Source organism: Agromyces soli (assembly GCF_022811605.1).
GTDB lineage: Bacteria > Actinomycetota > Actinomycetes > Actinomycetales > Microbacteriaceae > Agromyces > Agromyces soli.
Genome location: NZ_CP094533.1, coordinates 1,609,051 through 1,625,305, shown reverse-complemented (window position 1 = coordinate 1,625,305; position 16,255 = coordinate 1,609,051). Strand labels below are relative to the sequence as shown.

Genomic DNA, 16,255 nt, shown 5'->3' with positions numbered 1-16,255 from the left:
CGATGGGGGCCACAATGGTCGAATGGGGGACGAGCAGCAGCAACCCGACGCCGTCCGGCGCTTCGTCAGGCACGCCGACGCCGTCCTCGCGATCGACGAGGAGCTCTGGCAGCCGATCTCGCTGTCCGCGATCGCGCGCAGCGAGCCGCAGTTCGGCGAGACGGTGCTCGACGCCTGCTGCGGCGCCGGCGCCTCCGCCGTGCCGACCGCCGAGCTCGTGGGCCCCGACGGGGTCGTCGATGCGGTCGACGCCGCCGCGCCGATGGTCGAGCTCGCGCGCGCCCGTGCCGAAGCGGCCGGCGGCCTGCCCCGGCTGCGGCTGCACGTCGGCGACGTACGGGAATGGGAGCCGGCCGGCTACGACCTCGTGCAGTGCGTGCTCGGCGTGTTCTTCTTCGACGAGCTCGACGACGGCACCCGAGCCCTGATCGAGCGCGCGAGGCCCGGCGGCCGGGTGGCGGTCACGGTCTGGCGGCACGGCGCCTTCCACTCCTTCCGGCAGGCGCTGGCGGATGCCGTCGCCGAGGTCGGTGGCGGCTCCCCGGAGGCCCCGCAGGAGGCGGACCGCACGCCCGGCACGACCGGCGCGGTCGCCGGCTGGCTGCACGGGCTCGGGCTGGAGCGGGTGCGCGCCGACGCCGTGCCGCGTCATCTCGCGCTCGACGACGACCTCGCCTGGCGGCTCGTGCTCGGCACGGGGCGGCGGAGCCTGCTCGACGGTCTCGGCAAGAAGGCGAGGCGCCGGGTGCGCGAGCGCTTCACCGCCCTGCTCGCCGAGCGCGGGATCGACCGGGTGGATGCCTCGACGATCACCGCCGTGGGGTACCGCCCGGCCTGATCGAGGGTGGCATACCTACCTCTAGGTATGGCATGCTCGGGGCATGACCACCGAGGCACGGCGCACCCTCATCGAGGCCGCGCAGGAGCTGTACGCGACGAACGGCGTCGCCGCGACGACCCCGCGCGAGGTGCTCGCCCGCAGCGGCGTCGGGCAGGGCAGCCTCTACCACCACTTCCCGTCGAAGCGGGATCTCGCCGCCGCCGCCGTCGCGCAGACGGTCGACGACACGCTCGGTTCGGCCGCCGCGACGCTCGACGGCGCGGACGCCCCGCAGCGGCGCATCGCCGACTACCTCGAACGCCCGCGCGCGGCGACCGCCGGCTGCCGGGTCGGCCGGCTCACGGCCGATCCCGTCGTCATGGGCGATGAGACCCTCCGCGGCGAGGTGTCCCGCTACTTCACCGAGCTCATCGAGCTCGTCGCGCAGGCGTTCGCCGAGCAGGGGCTCGACGCCGCCGCGGCCCGCGACCGGGCGACGACGGCGGTCGCGGTCATCCAGGGCGGCTACGTGCTGTCCCGCGCGCTCGGCGACGACGCCGCGATGAGCTCCGCCGTGCGCGGGCTCCTCGAGCTGATGGAGCCCCGTACCGACTGGGCAAGAGGAGAGGAGCAGGCATGAGCGACTACGAGGTGCTCGAGATCGGCGCGCTCGACGCGTGGCGATCGCACTACGGCGGCTTCGACGCGGCACGTTCCCGCGACGGGCGCCGCATCGTCGACCACGAGCTGGCCATGCAGTACCTGGGCCTGTCGGCGAACGCGCTCGAGCCCGGCGAGGAGGCGGGCTACTGGCACACGCACGCCCGCATCGAGGAGCTCTACGTGTTCCTCGCCGGCACCGGCCAGATGGGCCTCGACGACGAGGTCGTCGACGTCGGCCCCGGCAGCGTCGTCCGCGTCGGCCAGGACGTGTGGCGCACCTGGCGGGCGCACCCCGACAGCGAGGGCGAGCTGCGCTGGCTCTGCATCCGCGGCGGCGGCGAGCCGCTCCCCCGCACCCCCGACGACGGCCGACGCGACCCGGACCGCCCTTCGCCGTGGTGAGCCGGCCGACGCTCGGTAGCATGCGGGAGTGACCGCGATCCGACTGGGCCTGCCCATCCCCGCCGACGCCCCTCACGCGGCACTCAGCGCGAGCCGGCTGCTCGGTCCGGAGCTGCTCGTGACCTCGTGGGTGGAGGGGCGGGCGACGATCCGACTCGGGGTGCTCGATCTCCGCGACGGCTCGTGGCGGATCGGTCGGGGGCTTCGGGGACTCCTCCGCGACGCCCTGCTGCTGCCGAGCTCGCGGCACGCACTGCTGCTCGGCGCGACCGGCCTCGTCGAGGTGGAGCTCGACTCGCTGCTGGCGACCCGCACGCTGACGGCGGGCCTCGGCCGGGACCACGCCTGGCTCGCGCCGGTCGACGACGACACCGTCGCCGTCGGCTCGGCGGGCCGCGCGATGGAGACGCTCGTCTCGCTCTCTCGCTTCGCCGTCGTCGGGCGACGGAAGCGCGGCGGGATGCCGGTTCCCGACGCCCGGGAGCGCCGCGCCGGGCTCGCCCGAGTGCTGGGCCGCGGCGACGGCTTCACCGTCGGCGCGAGCGAGGAGCGGGCGACCGCGCCGCAGCGGATGCTCCTGCTGGGCGATGGCGAGCAGACCGCGCGGCCGATCGCGGAACTGCCCCAGGGGCTCGTCGACGCGCTGCTCGTCGGCGACGGGGTGCTGGCCTCGGCATCCGACCTCGCCGCGGCGCGCTCGCTCACCGCGGTGCCCGGCCTTCGCCCGGCGCCGACCGGCCTGCTGCCGCTCGAGGAGCTCGCCGCCGCGGCGAGCGCCTCGGCCGAGGCGCTGCTGCGGCCGGCCCGCGGGCGGCCGGCGCCGCGCACGGTGCACCGCGACCGCCGGCTCGAGCCCGGCGAGACGATCGAGGGGATCGTCGCCGAGCGCGTGACGCTCGAGGGCTGGCGGGTCTCCCGCGCCGAACGGAAGCAGGAGCGACCGCGCCTCAGCGGCATCCGCGTGCGCGATCTCGAGATCCGCGCCTCGACGCTCGACGGGATGGTGCTGGAGGACGTCACCGTCGACGGCCTGCGGCTCGACGACTCCGGCTTCCTCTTCGGCTGCGAGTTCCGCCGAGTGACGCTGGCCGGCCGCGTCAGAGGACTCGTCCTGAACCCGGTGCTCCAGGATCCCGACGAGACGGCGACGGCGCGCTACGCCCGCTGGCATCGCGAACGCCTGGACGACGCCGAGTGGATGCTCGACCTCTCCCGGGCGACGGGCGACATCACGATCCGCGGCTACCCCTCCCGTTTCATCCGGCGCAATCCCGAGCTGCACGCGGTCGTCACCGCGGCCGCCGTCTCGGACGGCGCGTGGCGCGAGGTCGACCACGGCCGGTCCGCGCTGCGCGTGTCGCTGCTGGAGCTCGCCCGCTCGGGCTGGGAGGACGTCACCCTCGTCGCGGATCCGCACGGCCGGCGCGCCGAGGACGATCTGCGCTACCTCGACGCGCTGCGCACGGCGGGGATCGCCGAACCCGACTAGGCCGGTTCCTCCCCCGTCGCGACCGGGCGGGCCGGGTCGTTCGACCATTGGCTCCACGAGCCCGGGTACAGCGCGGCGGCGACGCCGGCGAGTGCGAGCGCCGCGACGCCGTGCGAGGCGGTGACGCCGGAGCCGCAGTACACCGCGACGGGGCGCTCGCCGTCGGCGCCGAGGGCGGCGAAGCGCTCGCGGAGCGCCTCGGGCGGCAGGAAGCGCCCGTCGGCGTCGAGATTGCCCGCGCTCGGCGCGGAGCGCGCGCCGGGGATGTGGCCGGCGGCCGGGTCGATCGGTTCCACCGCGCCCCGGTACCGTTCGGCGGCGCGTGCGTCGAGCAGCACGCCGTGCTCGGGGAGGGCGGCCGCGCCATCCGCGTCGATGACCGGCATCGCCCCGACGTGCGCCGTCGCATCGCCCGGCTCGGGCTCGACGTCGCCCGTCTCGAGCGCGCCGCCCGCGGCGCGCCAGGCGGCGAGGCCGCCGTCGAGCATGCGGACGTCGGCGACGCCCGCGTGGCGCAGCAGCCACCAGGCGCGGGCGGCCGACTGGTTGCCGAGGTCGTCCATGACGACGACCGGTTCGCCGTCGCGGAGCCCCCAGCGGCGCATCGCCGCGGTGAACGCGGCCTCGTCGGGGAGCGGATGCCGCCCGGCGGCGGGCGAGGGCGGCGCCGTCAGCTCGGTCTCGAGGTCGACGAAGACCGCACCGGGCACGTGGCCGGCTCGGTAGGCGGGGCGGCCGTCCGGGGCGGCGAGGCTCCAGCGCACATCGAGCACGACCGGGCGGGATGCCTCGTCGGCGAGCCGCTCGGCCAGCTCCTCGGCGGTGATGAGGATCGACATGCCTCCAGCTTGCCCTGCCGCGCCCGCTCCCACCCAGGGTTGCCCGACTTTCATGAAAGTCGGGCAAGTCGGGTTCCCCAGAATCAGGGTTGCCCGACTTTCATGAAAGTCGGGCAAGTCGGGGTGGGGCGTGGACGGTCGGGTCAGTCGGCCTTGCGGGGGCGGCGCTGCACCTCGGGCACGACGAGCTCGGGCATGGCGCGCCGCATGAACGCGTCGAAGTCGGGGGCGGTGAACGCCGCGTACCCGTGCTCGGGCGTGTAGAGCAGCCCGAGGTCGATGAGCTCGGCGCGAGTCGGGCCGACCTGGGTCGACTCGCGATGCATGACGCGGGCGACGTCGCCCGCCTTCTGCGGCTCGGGGCCGAGCTCGGCCATCGCCCGGAGGTACGCCGTCTGCAGCGGCGTCGCCCGGTCGAGCCGCACCCGGAAGAAGGAGCCGTCGAGCTTCGCCTCGTACGCCTCCCGGGCGAGGGCGACGTCGGCCCTGCAGACCCGTGGGGCCTCGGCGACGCTCCAGACCTGCGCGCCGAGCTCCTGCAGGAAGCACGGGTAGCCGTGGGTCAGCTCGAGGGCGAGCTCGAGCGCGTCTGCGTCGAACTCGACGCCCTCGAGTCGGGCGGGCTCGGCGAGCGCTCGGCGGGCCTCGTCGCCGCCGAGCGCGCCGAGGTGCGAGAAGCTGAACAGCCGCTCGGCGTACGCCTTGACGTCACCGGCGAGCTCGACGGTCTGCGGCAGGCCTGCGCCGACGAAGGCGACGGGGAGCTTGCGCTGCACGGTCTTGTGCACCGCCTGGATGAGCGCCTCGAGCTGCGTGCGGGCGAGGAATTGCACCTCGTCGACGAGCAGCGCGATGCCGTGGCCCTGCTCGTCGGCGGCCTCACCGAAGGCGAGCAGCACGTCGGTGAGGTCCATGCCGAGGTCGCCGTGGTCGCCGGCCCCCTCGGCGGGCGTCACGTCCCAGGAGAGCCCGAACGCGCCGTGCTTCACGACCGGCAGGGCGAAGGCGCTCAGCACCTCGGCGGCCCGGCGGCTGCACGCCGTCCACCGTGCGCGCGGCGAGAGTCGCAGCAGCGTCGACTTCAGCTGGGAGAACATCAGCTGGCGGAAGCGGGCCTCGTCGTGCCGGGTGGCCTCGAACTCCACGACCTCCCAGTGCGCGGCCCGGGCGAGCTCGCCGAATCGGCCGAGCAGGACCGTCTTGCCCACGCCGCGGAGGCCGGTGATGATCATCGACTGCTCGGTGCGGTGCCGCTCGAGCCGCTGGAGGAGCACTCGGAAGGCCTCGAGCTGTTCGTCGCGGCCGACCATGACCTCGGGCGCCGCCCCCGCATTCGGAGTGTACGGATTGCTGACGCTGTCCATGCAGGCATCTTAGTGAGTTTGGGCCGGTTTATCCAGAATGAATAAAATTGGATAAACCTCCGCGCCATCAGGTACGCTGGAGCCCGGACGATTGCGACGTGAGGAGGGTGGATGCTCTTCAGCCTCGTCGTGTTCGGCGCCCTCTCCCTGCTGACGCCCCTGTTGACGAGGCTGATCGGCCGGCGCGTCTTCCTCGTCATCGCCCTGCTCCCCGCCGCCGTCTTCGGCTGGCTGCTCACGCTGCTCCCCGAGATCGTCGCCGGAGGCGTCGTCACCGAGCGGGTCGAGTGGATCCAGGCGCTCGACGTCTCCCTCGCGTTCCGCCTCGACGGGCTCGCCCTGCTGCTCTCGCTGGTCGTGACCGGCGTCGGCGCGCTCGTGCTGGCCTACTGCACGTGGTACTTCCGCGACGACGAGCCCGCGCTCGGCCGCTTCGCCGCCCTGCTCCTCGCCTTCGCCGGCGTCATGCTCGGCCTCGTCACCTCCGACGACGTCTACGTGATGTTCATGTTCTGGGAGGCGACGAGCGTCCTCTCCTACCTGCTCATCGGCCACTACACCGGCCGCCGCGAGAGCCGCGGTGCCGCGCTGCAGGCCCTCACCGTCACGACCTTCGGCGGGCTCGCCATGCTCGTCGGCCTCGTGCTGTTGACCGTCGAGGGCGGCACCACCTCGATCGCCGAGCTCGTCGCGAACCCGGTCACCGGGGTCGTCGGCGAGTGGGGCATCGCCCTCGTGCTCATCGGGGCCATCTCGAAGAGCGCACTCGTCCCCTTCAACTTCTGGCTCCCCGCGGCGATGGCCGCGCCCACCCCGGTCTCGGCCTACCTGCACGCCGCCGCGATGGTGAAGGCCGGCGTCTACCTCGTCGCCCGCCTCGCGCCCGGCTACGCGGACCTCGAGGTGTGGCATCCGATCGTGATCGCCCTCGGCGGCCTCACCATGCTCGTCGGCGGCTGGCGCGCGCTGCGGCAGTACGACCTCAAGCTGCTGCTCGCCCACGGCACGGTGAGCCAGCTCGGCTTCCTCGTGCTCGTCACCGGCTTCGGCACGCGCGACGCGGCCCTCGCGGGCGTCGCGCTGCTCACCGCGCACGCGCTGTTCAAGTCGGCGCTGTTCCTCGTCGTCGGCATCGTCGACCACGCCGCGGGCACCCGCGACTGGCGCAAGCTCTCCGGCCTCGGGCGCCGCATGCCCGTCGTGGCCACGATCGGCTTCGTCGCCGCGGCCTCGATGGCGGGCGTGCCGCCGCTGCTCGGCTTCGTGGCGAAGGAGGGCGTGTTCACCTCGCTGCTCGAGGCGGGCACCGCGACGGCCGACGGCGGCCCCGCGGCCGGCTGGGGCTGGCTCGCCCTGGTGCTCGCCTTCCTCGGCTCGGTGCTCACCGTCGCCTACAGCGTGCGCTTCGTCTGGGGCGCGTTCTGGACCCGGCCGAATTGCGCGCCCACGCCGCTGCACCGCGAGCCCGCGATGGTTGCGGCGAGCCCCGCGGTGCTCGCCGCCGCGAGCCTCGTCGCCGCGTTCACGATCCCATTCATCGAGCCGCTCTACACCAGCTACGCCGATGAACTCCCCGGCCCGGAGGAGTACCACCTCGCGCTCTGGCACGGCCTCGAGCCCGCCCTCTGGCTCTCGCTCGCCGTCTTCGCGCTCGGCGCGCTGCTCGTCTGGGGCCGGGCGAAGGTCGCCCGCATGCAGGCGTCGCTGCCCCCGCTCATCGACTCCGGCCGCGGCTACCTCGGCGTCGTCTCCGCGATCGACCGCTTCGCGGCCGCCGTCACGACCGCCATCCAGTACCGCGGCCTCGCCGGCTACCTCGGCATGATCGTGCTCGTGTTCATCGGCGGACTCGGCGTCTCGGCGCTCGTCAACACGGCGTGGCCCGGCAGCGTGCGGCTGTGGGACTACCCGGCGCAGCCCTTCCTCGCGCTGGTCATGGGCATCGCGGCGATCGCCGCGGCGGTCGTGAAGCAGCGCATGACGGCGGTGCTGCTCGTGAGCGTCACCGGGTACGGGCTCGTGCTCATCTTCGGCATGTCCGGTGCGCCCGACCTCGCGCTCACGCAGGCGCTCGTCGAGACCATCGTGCTCGTCGTCTTCGTGCTCGTCATGCGGCGCCTGCCGAAGCAGATCGCGACGACCCATCCGCCCGTCCACCGCTTCGGCCGCGCCCTCATCGGCGCGCTCGCCGGCACCGTGATGGGCGTGATCGGCTTCATCGCGCTCGGCGCGCGCACCGCGCCCGACATCGTCGACGGGCTCGCCGAGCGCGCGCTCGAGGCGCACGGCACGAACATCGTGAACGTCATGCTCGTCGACCTGCGCGCGTGGGACACCCTCGGCGAGATCTCCGTGCTCGTCGCCGTCGCCACGGGCGTCGCGAGCCTCATCTTCATCTCCGGCCGCACCGGCGGCGCGCCCCGCCTCGACGAGCGGCCCAACCGCCGCAACCGGCTCCGCCCGGTACCCGAGACGGCGTCGAGCATCGGCGGCGCGCGTCCGCGCCTCGCCGACGTCGAGGGCGAGTCGGATGCCGCGGCCGAAGCCGCGGCCACCCGCCAGACCTGGCTGCTGGCCGGCCGCACGCTGTCGCCGCGCCGGCGCTCGATCCTCATCGAGGTGCTCGTGCGACTGCTCTTCCACCCGGCGATCGTCGTCTCGGTGTTCCTGCTGTTCGTGGGCCACAACGCGCCCGGCGGCGGCTTCGCGGGCGGCCTGCTCGCCGGCCTCGCCCTCGTCGCCCGGTACCTCGCGGGCGGACGCTTCGAGCTCGGTGAGGCGGCCCCGATCGATGCGGGCCATCTGCTCGGCACGGGCCTGCTGCTCGCGGCCGGCACCGCGACGTCCTCGCTCTTCTTCGGGCTCGCCGTGTTCGAGTCGAGCTGGTTCGAGACCGAGGTGCCGCTGCTCGGCACCATCTCGATCGGCACCTCCACGCTCTTCGACATCGGGGTCTACCTCGTCGTCGTCGGGCTCGTGCTCGACATCCTGCGCTCGCTCGGCGCCGAGGTCGACCGCCAGCAGGAGGAGAACGAGCTCGAGCAGAACGGCGCCGAGACGGAGGTGCGCGCATGACCGCCTCGCTGACCCTCGTCGTGCTGATGGCCGTGCTCTTCGGCGCCGGCATCACGATCATGCTCGAGCGCAGCCTCACGCGCGTGCTCATCGGCTTCCTGCTCGTCGGCAACGCCGTGAACATCCTCATCTTCCTGATGAGCGGCGCGCCCGGCCTCGCGCCCCTGCTCTCCGACGGGGTCACCGCCGACGAGATCTCCGACCCGGTGCCGCAGGCGTTCGTGCTCACCGCGATCGTGATCAACCTCGGCATCACGGCCTTCATGCTCGCGCTCATCTACCGCTCCTGGTGGCTCGCCCGGCTGGGCGAGAAGGGCGACCTGGTCGACGACGAGGACGACCTCGAAGAGGAGGTCGAGGAGGCCGAGGGCCTCATCCGCAGCTCCGCGGCCGACGACCTCGCCATCCAGGAGCTCATCGACGCGAGCGACGAGGAGTTCGAACAGTCCCCCGAACGGCCCGATGAGGAGGTGCGCCCGTGAACCCCGCGATCCTCGTGCCCCTCGTCGTGCTGCTGCCGCTGCTCGGCGCCGCCGTCGCGCTGGTGCTGGGCCGGCACCGGCGAGCCCAGATGGCGGTCTCTGCGAGCGTGCTCGCCGCCGTCGCCGTCATCTCGGCGGTGCTGCTCGCCACGGTCGACGCGAGCGGGGCGGGCGTCGTCGTGCAGGTCGGCGGCTGGGAGCCGCCGTTCGGCATCTCCCTCGTCGTCGACCGGCTCGCCGCCATCATGCTGCTCATCTCGGCGATCGTGCTGCTCGGCGTGCTCGTGTACGCGGTGAGCCAGGGCGTCGCCGACCGGCATCGCGAGACCCCGGTGTCGATCTTCCACCCGGCGTACCTGATCCTGTCGGCGGGCGTCTTCAACGCGTTCATCGCCGGCGACCTGTTCAACCTCTACGTGGGCTTCGAGATCCTGCTATCGGCGAGCTACGTGCTGCTCACCCTCGGCGGCACGGGCGAGCGCATCCGCGCGGGCGTCACCTACATCCTGGTGAGCCTCGTGTCCTCGCTGTTCTTCCTCTCGGCGATCGCGCTCATCTACGGCGCGACCGGCACGGCGAACATCGCCCAGCTCTCGGTGCGCATCGCCGAGCTCCCCGACAGCGTGCAGCTCATCCTGCACCTGCTGCTGCTGCTCGCCTTCGGCATCAAGGCGGCGGTGTTCCCGCTGTCGTTCTGGCTGCCCGACTCGTACCCGACCGCGCCGGCGCCCGTCACCGCCGTGTTCGCGGGCCTGCTCACGAAGGTCGGCGTCTACGCGATCATCCGCACCGAGACGGTGATCTTCCAGGAGAGCGACGTCTCGACGCTGCTGCTCGTCATCGGCGGGCTCACCATGCTCGTCGGCATCCTCGGCGCGCTCACCCAGGCCGACATCAAACGCCTGCTCTCGTTCACCCTGGTCAGCCACATCGGCTACATGATCTTCGGCATCGGGCTCGCGACCGAGCTCGGCCTCGCCGCCACCATCTACTACGTCGTGCACCACATCACGGTGCAGACGGCGCTGTTCCTCACCACCGGGCTCATCGAGCGCTTCGGGGGGTCCACCTCCATCAACCGGCTCGCGGGCCTCCTCAAGGCCTCGCCGCTGCTCGCCATCCTGTTCTTCATCCCGGCGCTGAACCTCGGCGGCATCCCGCCCTTCTCGGGCTTCCTCGGCAAGCTCGGCCTCTTCATCGCGGGCGCCGAGGGCGCGCCGGAGTCGGTCGGCGGGCCGGCCTGGCTCACCTGGACGGTCATCGCCGCGGGCGCCGCGACCTCGCTCATCACGCTCTACGCGCTCACCCGCTTCTGGAACATGGCGTTCTGGCGCGACCGCGACGAGGTCGAGGGCTACGACTCGCCCCTGCTGAACTCGGTGCTCGAGTGGGAGGGCAGCGGCGACACCGCCGTCGCGACCCGCACCATCCCGGTGCCGATGGTCGTCGTCACGACCGCGCTCGTGGCCATCACCGTGCTGCTCACCGTCTTCGCCGGTCCGCTCTTCGACCTCGCCGGGCGCACCGCGGCCGACCTCGTCGACCCGAGCGTGTACATCGGCCTCGTCTTCCCGGGAGGCGTGCGATGAGCCAGGCCCACGACGTGTCGCGCTGGGGAGCCGTCTGGCGGCAGCTGCCGCTGCTCATCGCGCTCGTGCTGCTCTGGGTCATGCTCTGGGACCACATCGACGTGCTCACCGTCGTGAGCGGCATCGTGCTCGCCATCACCGTCACGCGCGCGCTGTACCTGCCACCGGTGCTGCTCTCGGGCCGCTTCAATCCCTGGCGCGGGCTGCTGCTCGGCCTCCGCATGATGTTCGACGTGGTGTTCGCCTCGCTGCAGGTCGCCTTCCTCGCGGTCGCGCCGTGGTGGAAGCCGTCGAACGCGATCATCGCCGTGCAGCTGCTCACCCGCAGCGACCTCGTCACCACGCTGACCGCCGAGGCGATCTCCGTGGTGCCCGGCACCGTCGTGGTCGACATCGACCGCGAGCGCGGCCTGCTCTACCTGCACGCGCTCGGCACCCGCACCCACGACGACGTCGAGCGGGTGAAGCGCCAGGTGCTCGGCACCGAGGAGCGGATCGTGCTCGCGATGGGCACCCACCAGCAGGCGGTCGACGTGCGGCTCGCCCGCAAGGCCCGTCGGGCCGAGCGCGCCGGGCACGCGCCGGCGGAGGCACCGCACGACCACACCCCGAAGGAGGACGCATGACCTTCCTCACCATCGTCTCCATCATCGCGGGCCTGATGTTCGGCATCGGCGCGATCGCGGCGGTCTACCGGATCATCCGCGGTCCCTCGATCCTCGACCGGGCCCTCGCGACCGACGTGCTGCTCGCGATCGCGATCTGCGCCCTCGGCGCCGAGATGGCGATCAACCGGCACACCGACACCCTCGTGGTGCTGCTCGTGCTCGCGATGTTCGCGGTCGTCGGCTCGATCTCGATCGCCCGCTTCATGGCGAAGCAGGACGCCTCGTGAACGCCGCGGACGTCGCCGTCGGCCTGCTCGTGCTCGTGAGCGCGTTCCTGTCGATGGCGGCCGGCATCGGCATCGTCCGCTTCCCCGACGTGCTCACGCGACTGCACGCCGCCACGAAGCCGCAGGTGTTCGGCCTCGCCGCGGTGCTGCTCGCGATCGTGCTGCGGGTGCCCACCTGGGGCGTGCTCACGACCGTCATTCTCATCATGACGTTCCAGCTGCTCACCCAGCCGATGACCGCGCACATGCTCGGCCGCAGCGCCTACCGCACCGACCACGTGCGGCGCGACGTGCTCATCGAGGACGAACTCGGCCGCGACATCGAGGAGCACGCGAAGGACTGAGCGGCGCCGCCGCGCAGCCGGAGCCGCGGGGCCGCCCGCCCCGCCGCTCCTGGGCGGCCCGCTAGTTCGCGAGCCCGCCCTGCGTGTAGCCCTCGATGAAGCGGCGCTGCAGCAGCAGGAACACCACGATCACCGGCGCGGCCATGATGAGCCCGGCCGCGCTCACGAGCGACCAGTCCACGGCGTAGGACTGCTGGAACGAGTACAGCGAGAGCGACACCGGCAGCAGCTGGCTGTCCTGGATGAACGTCACCGCGAGCAGGAACTCGTTGTACGCCTGCAGCCCGGCGACGAGCGCGACGGTCAGCATGCCCGGCCAGATCATCGGCACCATCACCCGCGTGAACAGGCGCCACTCGCCGGCGCCGTCGAGGCGGGCCGCCTCCTCGTACTCCTTCGGGATGGTCAGCAGGAACGAGCGCAGCAGCATCGTCGCGAACGGCGAGTACACGGCCCAGTAGATGACGATGAGCCCGAACTGGGTGTTGTAGAGGCCGAGCGTCGACCACCAGGACAGCAGCGGCACGAGGAACAGCTGGATCGGCACCGAGGTGGACACCAGGATGTAGAGGATCCAGGCGCTCTTGCCGGGCAGGTCGAGCCGGGTCATCGCGTACGCCGCCATGCTCGCGATCACGCAGACGCCGAGCGCCGTGCTGACCGCGATGATCGCGCTGTTCAGGAGCCCCTGGCCCATGTTCGCGTCCTCGAAGGCGGTGGCGAAGTTCTCCCAGCGCCATTCGCTCGGCAGGCCGATCGGCGAACGGCTGATCTCGGCGGGCGACTTCAGCGAGTTGAAGACGAACACGGCGAGCGGGCCGGTCGCGTAGAACGCGAGCACCACGAGGATGAGCACGCTGAACGGCCGTCGGGGGCGGTGGTCCGGGCGGAAGCCGGCGCGGCGCGGGGGCCGCGCGGCGGCGCGAGCCGCACGCCGCGAGGCGGCGGGGGCGGCGAGGGTGTCGGTCTGCACGCGGATCACACGTCCCAATCGAGCTTCTTGCGGAGGATGAGGTAGCCGGCGACGACGACCGCGCTGATCGAGGAGAGCAGCATGGCCATGGCCGAGGCGTAGCCCGCGCGCTGCTCCGAGAACGCCGTGCGGTAGAGCACGGTCGCGAGGACGTCACTCGAGCCGGCCGGGCCGCCCTGGGTCAGGATGTAGACGTAGTCGAAGACGAGGAACGACCAGATCACGGTCATCAGCACGAGGAACATCAGGGTGGGCCGGATGCCGGGCAGCGTGATGTGCCAGAACTCCCGCCACGCGTTCGCGCCGTCGAGCCGGGCCGCCTCGTAGAGCGCCGGGTTGACCCCCTGCATCGCGGCGAGGAAGAGCACGAGCAGGAAGCCCCACCACTGCCAGTTGTTGACGAACGCGACGGAGCCGAGGGCGAGACTCGGGTCGCCGAGGAAGTTCACGCCGGCGAGGCCGTCGAAGCCGAGGTTCGCGAGCGCGGCGCCGATGCCGGCGTCCGGGCTGAGGATCTGCCGCCAGACGGTGGCCGACACGATCGTCGCGAGCACGTACGGGATGAAGTACAGCGTGCGGAACAGCACCTGGCCGCGGCGGAGCCGCGAGAGCAGGAACGCCCCGAGCAGGGCCATGCTGATCGGCACGATCAGGAAGAAGAGCGTCCAGAGCAGGTTGTGCCAGATCGCGGCCAGCACGTTCGGGCTCTGGAACAGTTCGACGTAGTTGTCGATGCCGACGAAGTTGGCCTGGCCGAGGCCGTCCCAGTCGGTGAAGGAGAACAGCAGGGAGGAGAGCCCCGGACCGCCGATCACGAGCAGATTGACGATCGCGAGCGGCGCGATGAAGAGCCACGCCACGAGGCGACGCCGGCGGCGGGGCCGGCGCACGGCCGGCCCCGCCCCGATCCTGGCGGTCGCGGAGGTCACGCGCCCGGCACCGGCTCGAAGGGGGTGATCACCTTGCCGGCGGCGAGCTCGCCGTCGAAGACCTTCTGCAGGCCCTCGAGGTAGGCCTGCGGGGTGAGGTCGCCCGTGATGATCTTGTCGAACTCCGACCACAGGTAGGTGTCGGTCGCCGCGGGGAAGAACGTCCAGCTCGCGTAGCCGAGGTTCCCGCTCTCCGGCGCCTCGGTGTAGAGGCGGGCGGAGCGCTCGTCGACGGTGTCGGGCATCGATGCGATGTCGCTGAGCGGCGGCGGGTTCTGGCCGGTCGCGGCGAGGTAGTCGTAGGAGCGCGCCGGGTCGTCGATCACGAAGTCGATGTACTCGGCCGCGGCATCCGCCTGCTTCGACGCGGAGTTCACCGAGAGCGAGGTGCCGATCGCCATGGGGTAGACGCCGGGGGCGACGTCGTCGCTCAGCGACGGCAGCGGCGCCCAGTCCCACTCGGCGTCGTTGCCGGCCGCCTCGCCGAAGTAGCGGCCCGCGTCGCCGAACGACCAGGTGCCGGTGATGTACATCGCGACGGTGCCGTCGGCGAGGCCGGTGAACAGGTCGGTGTCGGTGTTCGTGAACCAGCGGTCCTTGCCGCCGCCCCACCACTTCTTGTCGATCTGCTGCTGGAAGAGCGAGATCGCGTCGACGAACTCGGGGTCGGTGAACTTCGCCTCGCCGGTGAGCGCCTGGTAGAGCTTCTCCGGGCCGACGGCCATGTTCAGGAACGCCGAGAGGTACCACTCGCTCTGCGCCTGGTAGCCGCTGTTGCCCGCACCGACCGGCATCATGCCGGCGGCCTGCGCCTCGGTGGCGACCTTCTCGAACTCGGCGAGCGTGGTCGGCACGGTCCAGCCGTGCTCCTCGAAGACGCCGGGGTTGTAGTACATGACGATCGAGCCGTACTCGACCGGCACCGAGTAGAGGGTGCCGTCGACCTGGCTCGCCTGGTAGGCCCAGGGCTGGAGCTTGTCGGCCCAGCCGTACTCGGCGGCGTAGTCGTCGAGCGCGTCGATGCGCTTCGCCGAGGCGAAGCCGAGGGCGCTCGAGGGGCCGGCCGAGTAGACGACGTCGGCGCCGCGACCGGCGGAGACGGCGGTGTCGGTGAGCGAGCCCAGGTTCTGCAGCTGCTTCACCTCCATCTTCACCTTCGTGTCGTCGGACTGCTCGTTGAACGCGTCGACGTAGTGCTCCTGGTAGTAGCGCTCGGTGTCCTTCGAGACGAAGGCCGACCAGTAGGTGACGTCGCCGGACGAGCCGGACGAGGCGCAGCCGGCGAGGAGGCCGCCGGCGGCGATGAGGGCCACTGCGGCGCCCCAACGCTTCGACTTCTGGTGCATTGCTTACCTTTCCTGGGGGATGGGGGAGGTCGTGGAGTCGCGCACGACGAGCCGCGTCGACAGCGTGATGTGCTGCGTCGGGGCGTCGTCGCCGTCGCCGGCGAGCCGGGTGAGCAGGAGTCGGGCAGCGGTGCGGCCGATCTCGCGGGCGGGGTTCTCCACGGTGGTGAGACTGGGGTGCACGAGCGCGGCGGCGTCGATGTCGTCGTAGCCGGTGACGGCGACGTCGGCGGGGATGCTGAGGCCGCGCCGGCGCAGTTCGTCCATCGCGCCGATCGCGATGAGGTCGTTCGCGCAGACGATCGCGTCCCAGTCCGTGCGGCGCTCGTAGAGCGCCGCGATGCCGTCGCGGCCGCCGTCGCGGGTGAAGCTCGTGAAGACGGTCGCCGCGTCGTCGTAGCCGAGCCCGGCGCCGGCGAACGCCTGGCGGAGGCCGCCGAGCCGCAGGCGCGAGGGGTCGGACTCCTCCTCGCCGCCGATGAAGCCGATGCGGCGGCGGCCGGTGCCGAGCAGGTGCTCGCCGAGCTTCGCGAAGCCGCCGGCGTCGTCGGACTCGACGTAGTCGCTGCCCTCGATGCCGATGTCGCGGCCGAGCGCGACGACGCGGGTGCCCGACTCGGCGAGTCGCGCACGGTCGGCGTCGGAGAGCCCGTCGATGTGCAGCGCGATGCCGTCGAAGCGGCGCTCGAGCACGTGGCCGAGCAGGCGCCCGGTGCCCGACTGACTGCCGGCGTCGAGGATGGAGAGCAGGTAGCCGGCGGGCAGCAGCACGTCCTGCATGCCGACGGCGACGAGCGGATAGAACGGGTTCGTGATGTCGGGCACGAGCAGGGCGATCGACTCGGTGCGGCGGCTGCGCAGGCTTCGGGCACCGGGATGCGGGGTGTAGCCGAGCTCGGCGATGGCGGCGTTCACCTTGGCGCGCGTCGCCTCGCTGACCGGGCGGTTGCCACTCAGCACCTGCGAGACGGTGGACACGCTGACCCCGGCGGTCTCGGCGACCGCGGCGATGCCGGACTTCTGCGTCACGTGCCGACCTCCCTGT

Annotated in this window: 16 protein-coding genes; 10 read left to right on the top strand and 6 right to left on the bottom strand. The window is 72.3% G+C overall.

Annotation, left to right across the window (positions count from 1 at the left end):
* Positions 1-22: 22 nt before the first annotated feature.
* Genes MTP13_RS07835 through MTP13_RS07820 form a run of 4 tightly spaced genes read left to right on the top strand, consistent with a single transcriptional unit; the run spans position 23 to position 3,374 of the window.
* Positions 23-838 carry a class I SAM-dependent methyltransferase gene (locus tag MTP13_RS07835; RefSeq protein WP_243570501.1) on the top strand — a complete coding sequence of 272 codons (816 nt, stop codon included), beginning with the start codon at positions 23-25 and terminating at the stop codon, positions 836-838.
* A 43-nt stretch (positions 839-881) separates the two neighbouring features.
* On the top strand, positions 882-1,460 hold the full coding sequence (locus MTP13_RS07830) for a TetR/AcrR family transcriptional regulator (protein ID WP_243570500.1): 579 nt from the start codon (positions 882-884) through the stop codon (positions 1,458-1,460).
* Positions 1,457-1,885: a cupin domain-containing protein gene (locus tag MTP13_RS07825; protein ID WP_243570499.1), complete on the top strand. Its 429-nt coding sequence runs from the start codon at positions 1,457-1,459 to the stop codon at positions 1,883-1,885. The genes MTP13_RS07830 and MTP13_RS07825 overlap by 4 nt, the downstream gene beginning before the upstream one ends.
* 28 nt (positions 1,886-1,913) lie before the next feature.
* On the top strand, positions 1,914-3,374 hold the full coding sequence (locus tag MTP13_RS07820) for a hypothetical protein (RefSeq protein WP_243570498.1): 1,461 nt from the start codon (positions 1,914-1,916) through the stop codon (positions 3,372-3,374).
* Here MTP13_RS07820 and MTP13_RS07815 read toward each other — a convergent pair.
* Both MTP13_RS07815 and MTP13_RS07810 read right to left on the bottom strand, forming a co-directional pair.
* Entirely contained in the window at positions 3,371-4,213 is an 843-nt protein-coding gene (locus tag MTP13_RS07815; protein WP_243570497.1) for a sulfurtransferase, read from the bottom strand. The genes MTP13_RS07820 and MTP13_RS07815 overlap by 4 nt on opposite strands.
* A 143-nt stretch (positions 4,214-4,356) precedes the next feature.
* Complete coding sequence (locus MTP13_RS07810; protein WP_243570496.1) at positions 4,357-5,577, bottom strand: ATP-binding protein; 1,221 nt, start codon at positions 5,575-5,577, stop codon at positions 4,357-4,359.
* A 111-nt stretch (positions 5,578-5,688) separates the two neighbouring features.
* Between MTP13_RS07810 and MTP13_RS07805 the strand changes: the two genes are divergently transcribed.
* The 6 genes from MTP13_RS07805 to mnhG are packed head-to-tail and all read left to right on the top strand — an operon-like array spanning position 5,689 to position 11,962.
* On the top strand, positions 5,689-8,652 hold the full coding sequence (locus tag MTP13_RS07805; protein ID WP_243570495.1) for a Na+/H+ antiporter subunit A: 2,964 nt from the start codon (positions 5,689-5,691) through the stop codon (positions 8,650-8,652).
* A complete protein-coding gene (locus MTP13_RS07800; RefSeq protein WP_243570494.1) occupies positions 8,649-9,134 on the top strand; it encodes a sodium:proton antiporter in 486 nt (161 codons plus the stop codon). The genes MTP13_RS07805 and MTP13_RS07800 overlap by 4 nt, the downstream gene beginning before the upstream one ends.
* Complete coding sequence (locus MTP13_RS07795; RefSeq protein WP_243570493.1) at positions 9,131-10,723, top strand: Na+/H+ antiporter subunit D; 1,593 nt, start codon at positions 9,131-9,133, stop codon at positions 10,721-10,723. The genes MTP13_RS07800 and MTP13_RS07795 overlap by 4 nt, the downstream gene beginning before the upstream one ends.
* Positions 10,720-11,349, top strand: a complete 630-nt coding sequence (locus MTP13_RS07790; protein ID WP_243570492.1) for a Na+/H+ antiporter subunit E — start codon at positions 10,720-10,722, stop codon at positions 11,347-11,349. The genes MTP13_RS07795 and MTP13_RS07790 overlap by 4 nt, the downstream gene beginning before the upstream one ends.
* Positions 11,346-11,618 carry an MrpF/PhaF family protein gene (locus tag MTP13_RS07785; RefSeq protein WP_189083415.1) on the top strand — a complete coding sequence of 91 codons (273 nt, stop codon included), beginning with the start codon at positions 11,346-11,348 and terminating at the stop codon, positions 11,616-11,618. Before MTP13_RS07790 ends, MTP13_RS07785 begins: the two co-directional genes overlap by 4 nt.
* Positions 11,615-11,962, top strand: coding sequence for a monovalent cation/H(+) antiporter subunit G (gene mnhG / locus MTP13_RS07780; RefSeq protein WP_189083414.1), 348 nt, complete (start codon positions 11,615-11,617; stop codon positions 11,960-11,962). The genes MTP13_RS07785 and mnhG overlap by 4 nt, the downstream gene beginning before the upstream one ends.
* Positions 11,963-12,023: 61 nt before the next feature.
* Here the strand turns inward: mnhG and MTP13_RS07775 are convergent, their stop codons facing one another.
* The 4 genes from MTP13_RS07775 to MTP13_RS07760 are packed head-to-tail and all read right to left on the bottom strand — an operon-like array spanning position 12,024 to position 16,239.
* Positions 12,024-12,944 (bottom strand): carbohydrate ABC transporter permease, encoded by a 921-nt coding sequence (locus MTP13_RS07775; protein WP_243570948.1) that lies wholly within the window; start codon positions 12,942-12,944, stop codon positions 12,024-12,026.
* Positions 12,941-13,864: a carbohydrate ABC transporter permease gene (locus MTP13_RS07770; protein ID WP_229781473.1), complete on the bottom strand. Its 924-nt coding sequence runs from the start codon at positions 13,862-13,864 to the stop codon at positions 12,941-12,943. The genes MTP13_RS07775 and MTP13_RS07770 overlap by 4 nt, the downstream gene beginning before the upstream one ends.
* A complete protein-coding gene (locus MTP13_RS07765; RefSeq protein WP_243570491.1) occupies positions 13,861-15,210 on the bottom strand; it encodes an ABC transporter substrate-binding protein in 1,350 nt (449 codons plus the stop codon). Before MTP13_RS07765 ends, MTP13_RS07770 begins: the two co-directional genes overlap by 4 nt.
* A 3-nt stretch (positions 15,211-15,213) precedes the next feature.
* Positions 15,214-16,239 carry a LacI family DNA-binding transcriptional regulator gene (locus MTP13_RS07760; RefSeq protein ID WP_243570490.1) on the bottom strand — a complete coding sequence of 342 codons (1,026 nt, stop codon included), beginning with the start codon at positions 16,237-16,239 and terminating at the stop codon, positions 15,214-15,216.
* Positions 16,240-16,255 lie beyond the last annotated feature (16 nt).

What these genes read in the sequence shown, in the direction of transcription:
- MTP13_RS07835 (WP_243570501.1), top strand. Translation starts at nt 23, where the DNA reads ATGGGGGACGAGCAGCAGCAACCCGACGCCGTCCGGCGCTTCGTCAGG.
- MTP13_RS07830 (WP_243570500.1), top strand. Translation starts at nt 882, where the DNA reads ATGACCACCGAGGCACGGCGCACCCTCATCGAGGCCGCGCAGGAGCTG.
- MTP13_RS07825 (WP_243570499.1), top strand. Translation starts at nt 1,457, where the DNA reads ATGAGCGACTACGAGGTGCTCGAGATCGGCGCGCTCGACGCGTGGCGA.
- MTP13_RS07815 (WP_243570497.1), bottom strand. Translation starts at nt 4,213, where the DNA reads ATGTCGATCCTCATCACCGCCGAGGAGCTGGCCGAGCGGCTCGCCGAC.
- MTP13_RS07810 (WP_243570496.1), bottom strand. Translation starts at nt 5,577, where the DNA reads ATGGACAGCGTCAGCAATCCGTACACTCCGAATGCGGGGGCGGCGCCC.
- MTP13_RS07805 (WP_243570495.1), top strand. Translation starts at nt 5,689, where the DNA reads ATGCTCTTCAGCCTCGTCGTGTTCGGCGCCCTCTCCCTGCTGACGCCC.
- MTP13_RS07800 (WP_243570494.1), top strand. Translation starts at nt 8,649, where the DNA reads ATGACCGCCTCGCTGACCCTCGTCGTGCTGATGGCCGTGCTCTTCGGC.
- MTP13_RS07790 (WP_243570492.1), top strand. Translation starts at nt 10,720, where the DNA reads ATGAGCCAGGCCCACGACGTGTCGCGCTGGGGAGCCGTCTGGCGGCAG.
- MTP13_RS07785 (WP_189083415.1), top strand. Translation starts at nt 11,346, where the DNA reads ATGACCTTCCTCACCATCGTCTCCATCATCGCGGGCCTGATGTTCGGC.
- MTP13_RS07765 (WP_243570491.1), bottom strand. Translation starts at nt 15,210, where the DNA reads ATGCACCAGAAGTCGAAGCGTTGGGGCGCCGCAGTGGCCCTCATCGCC.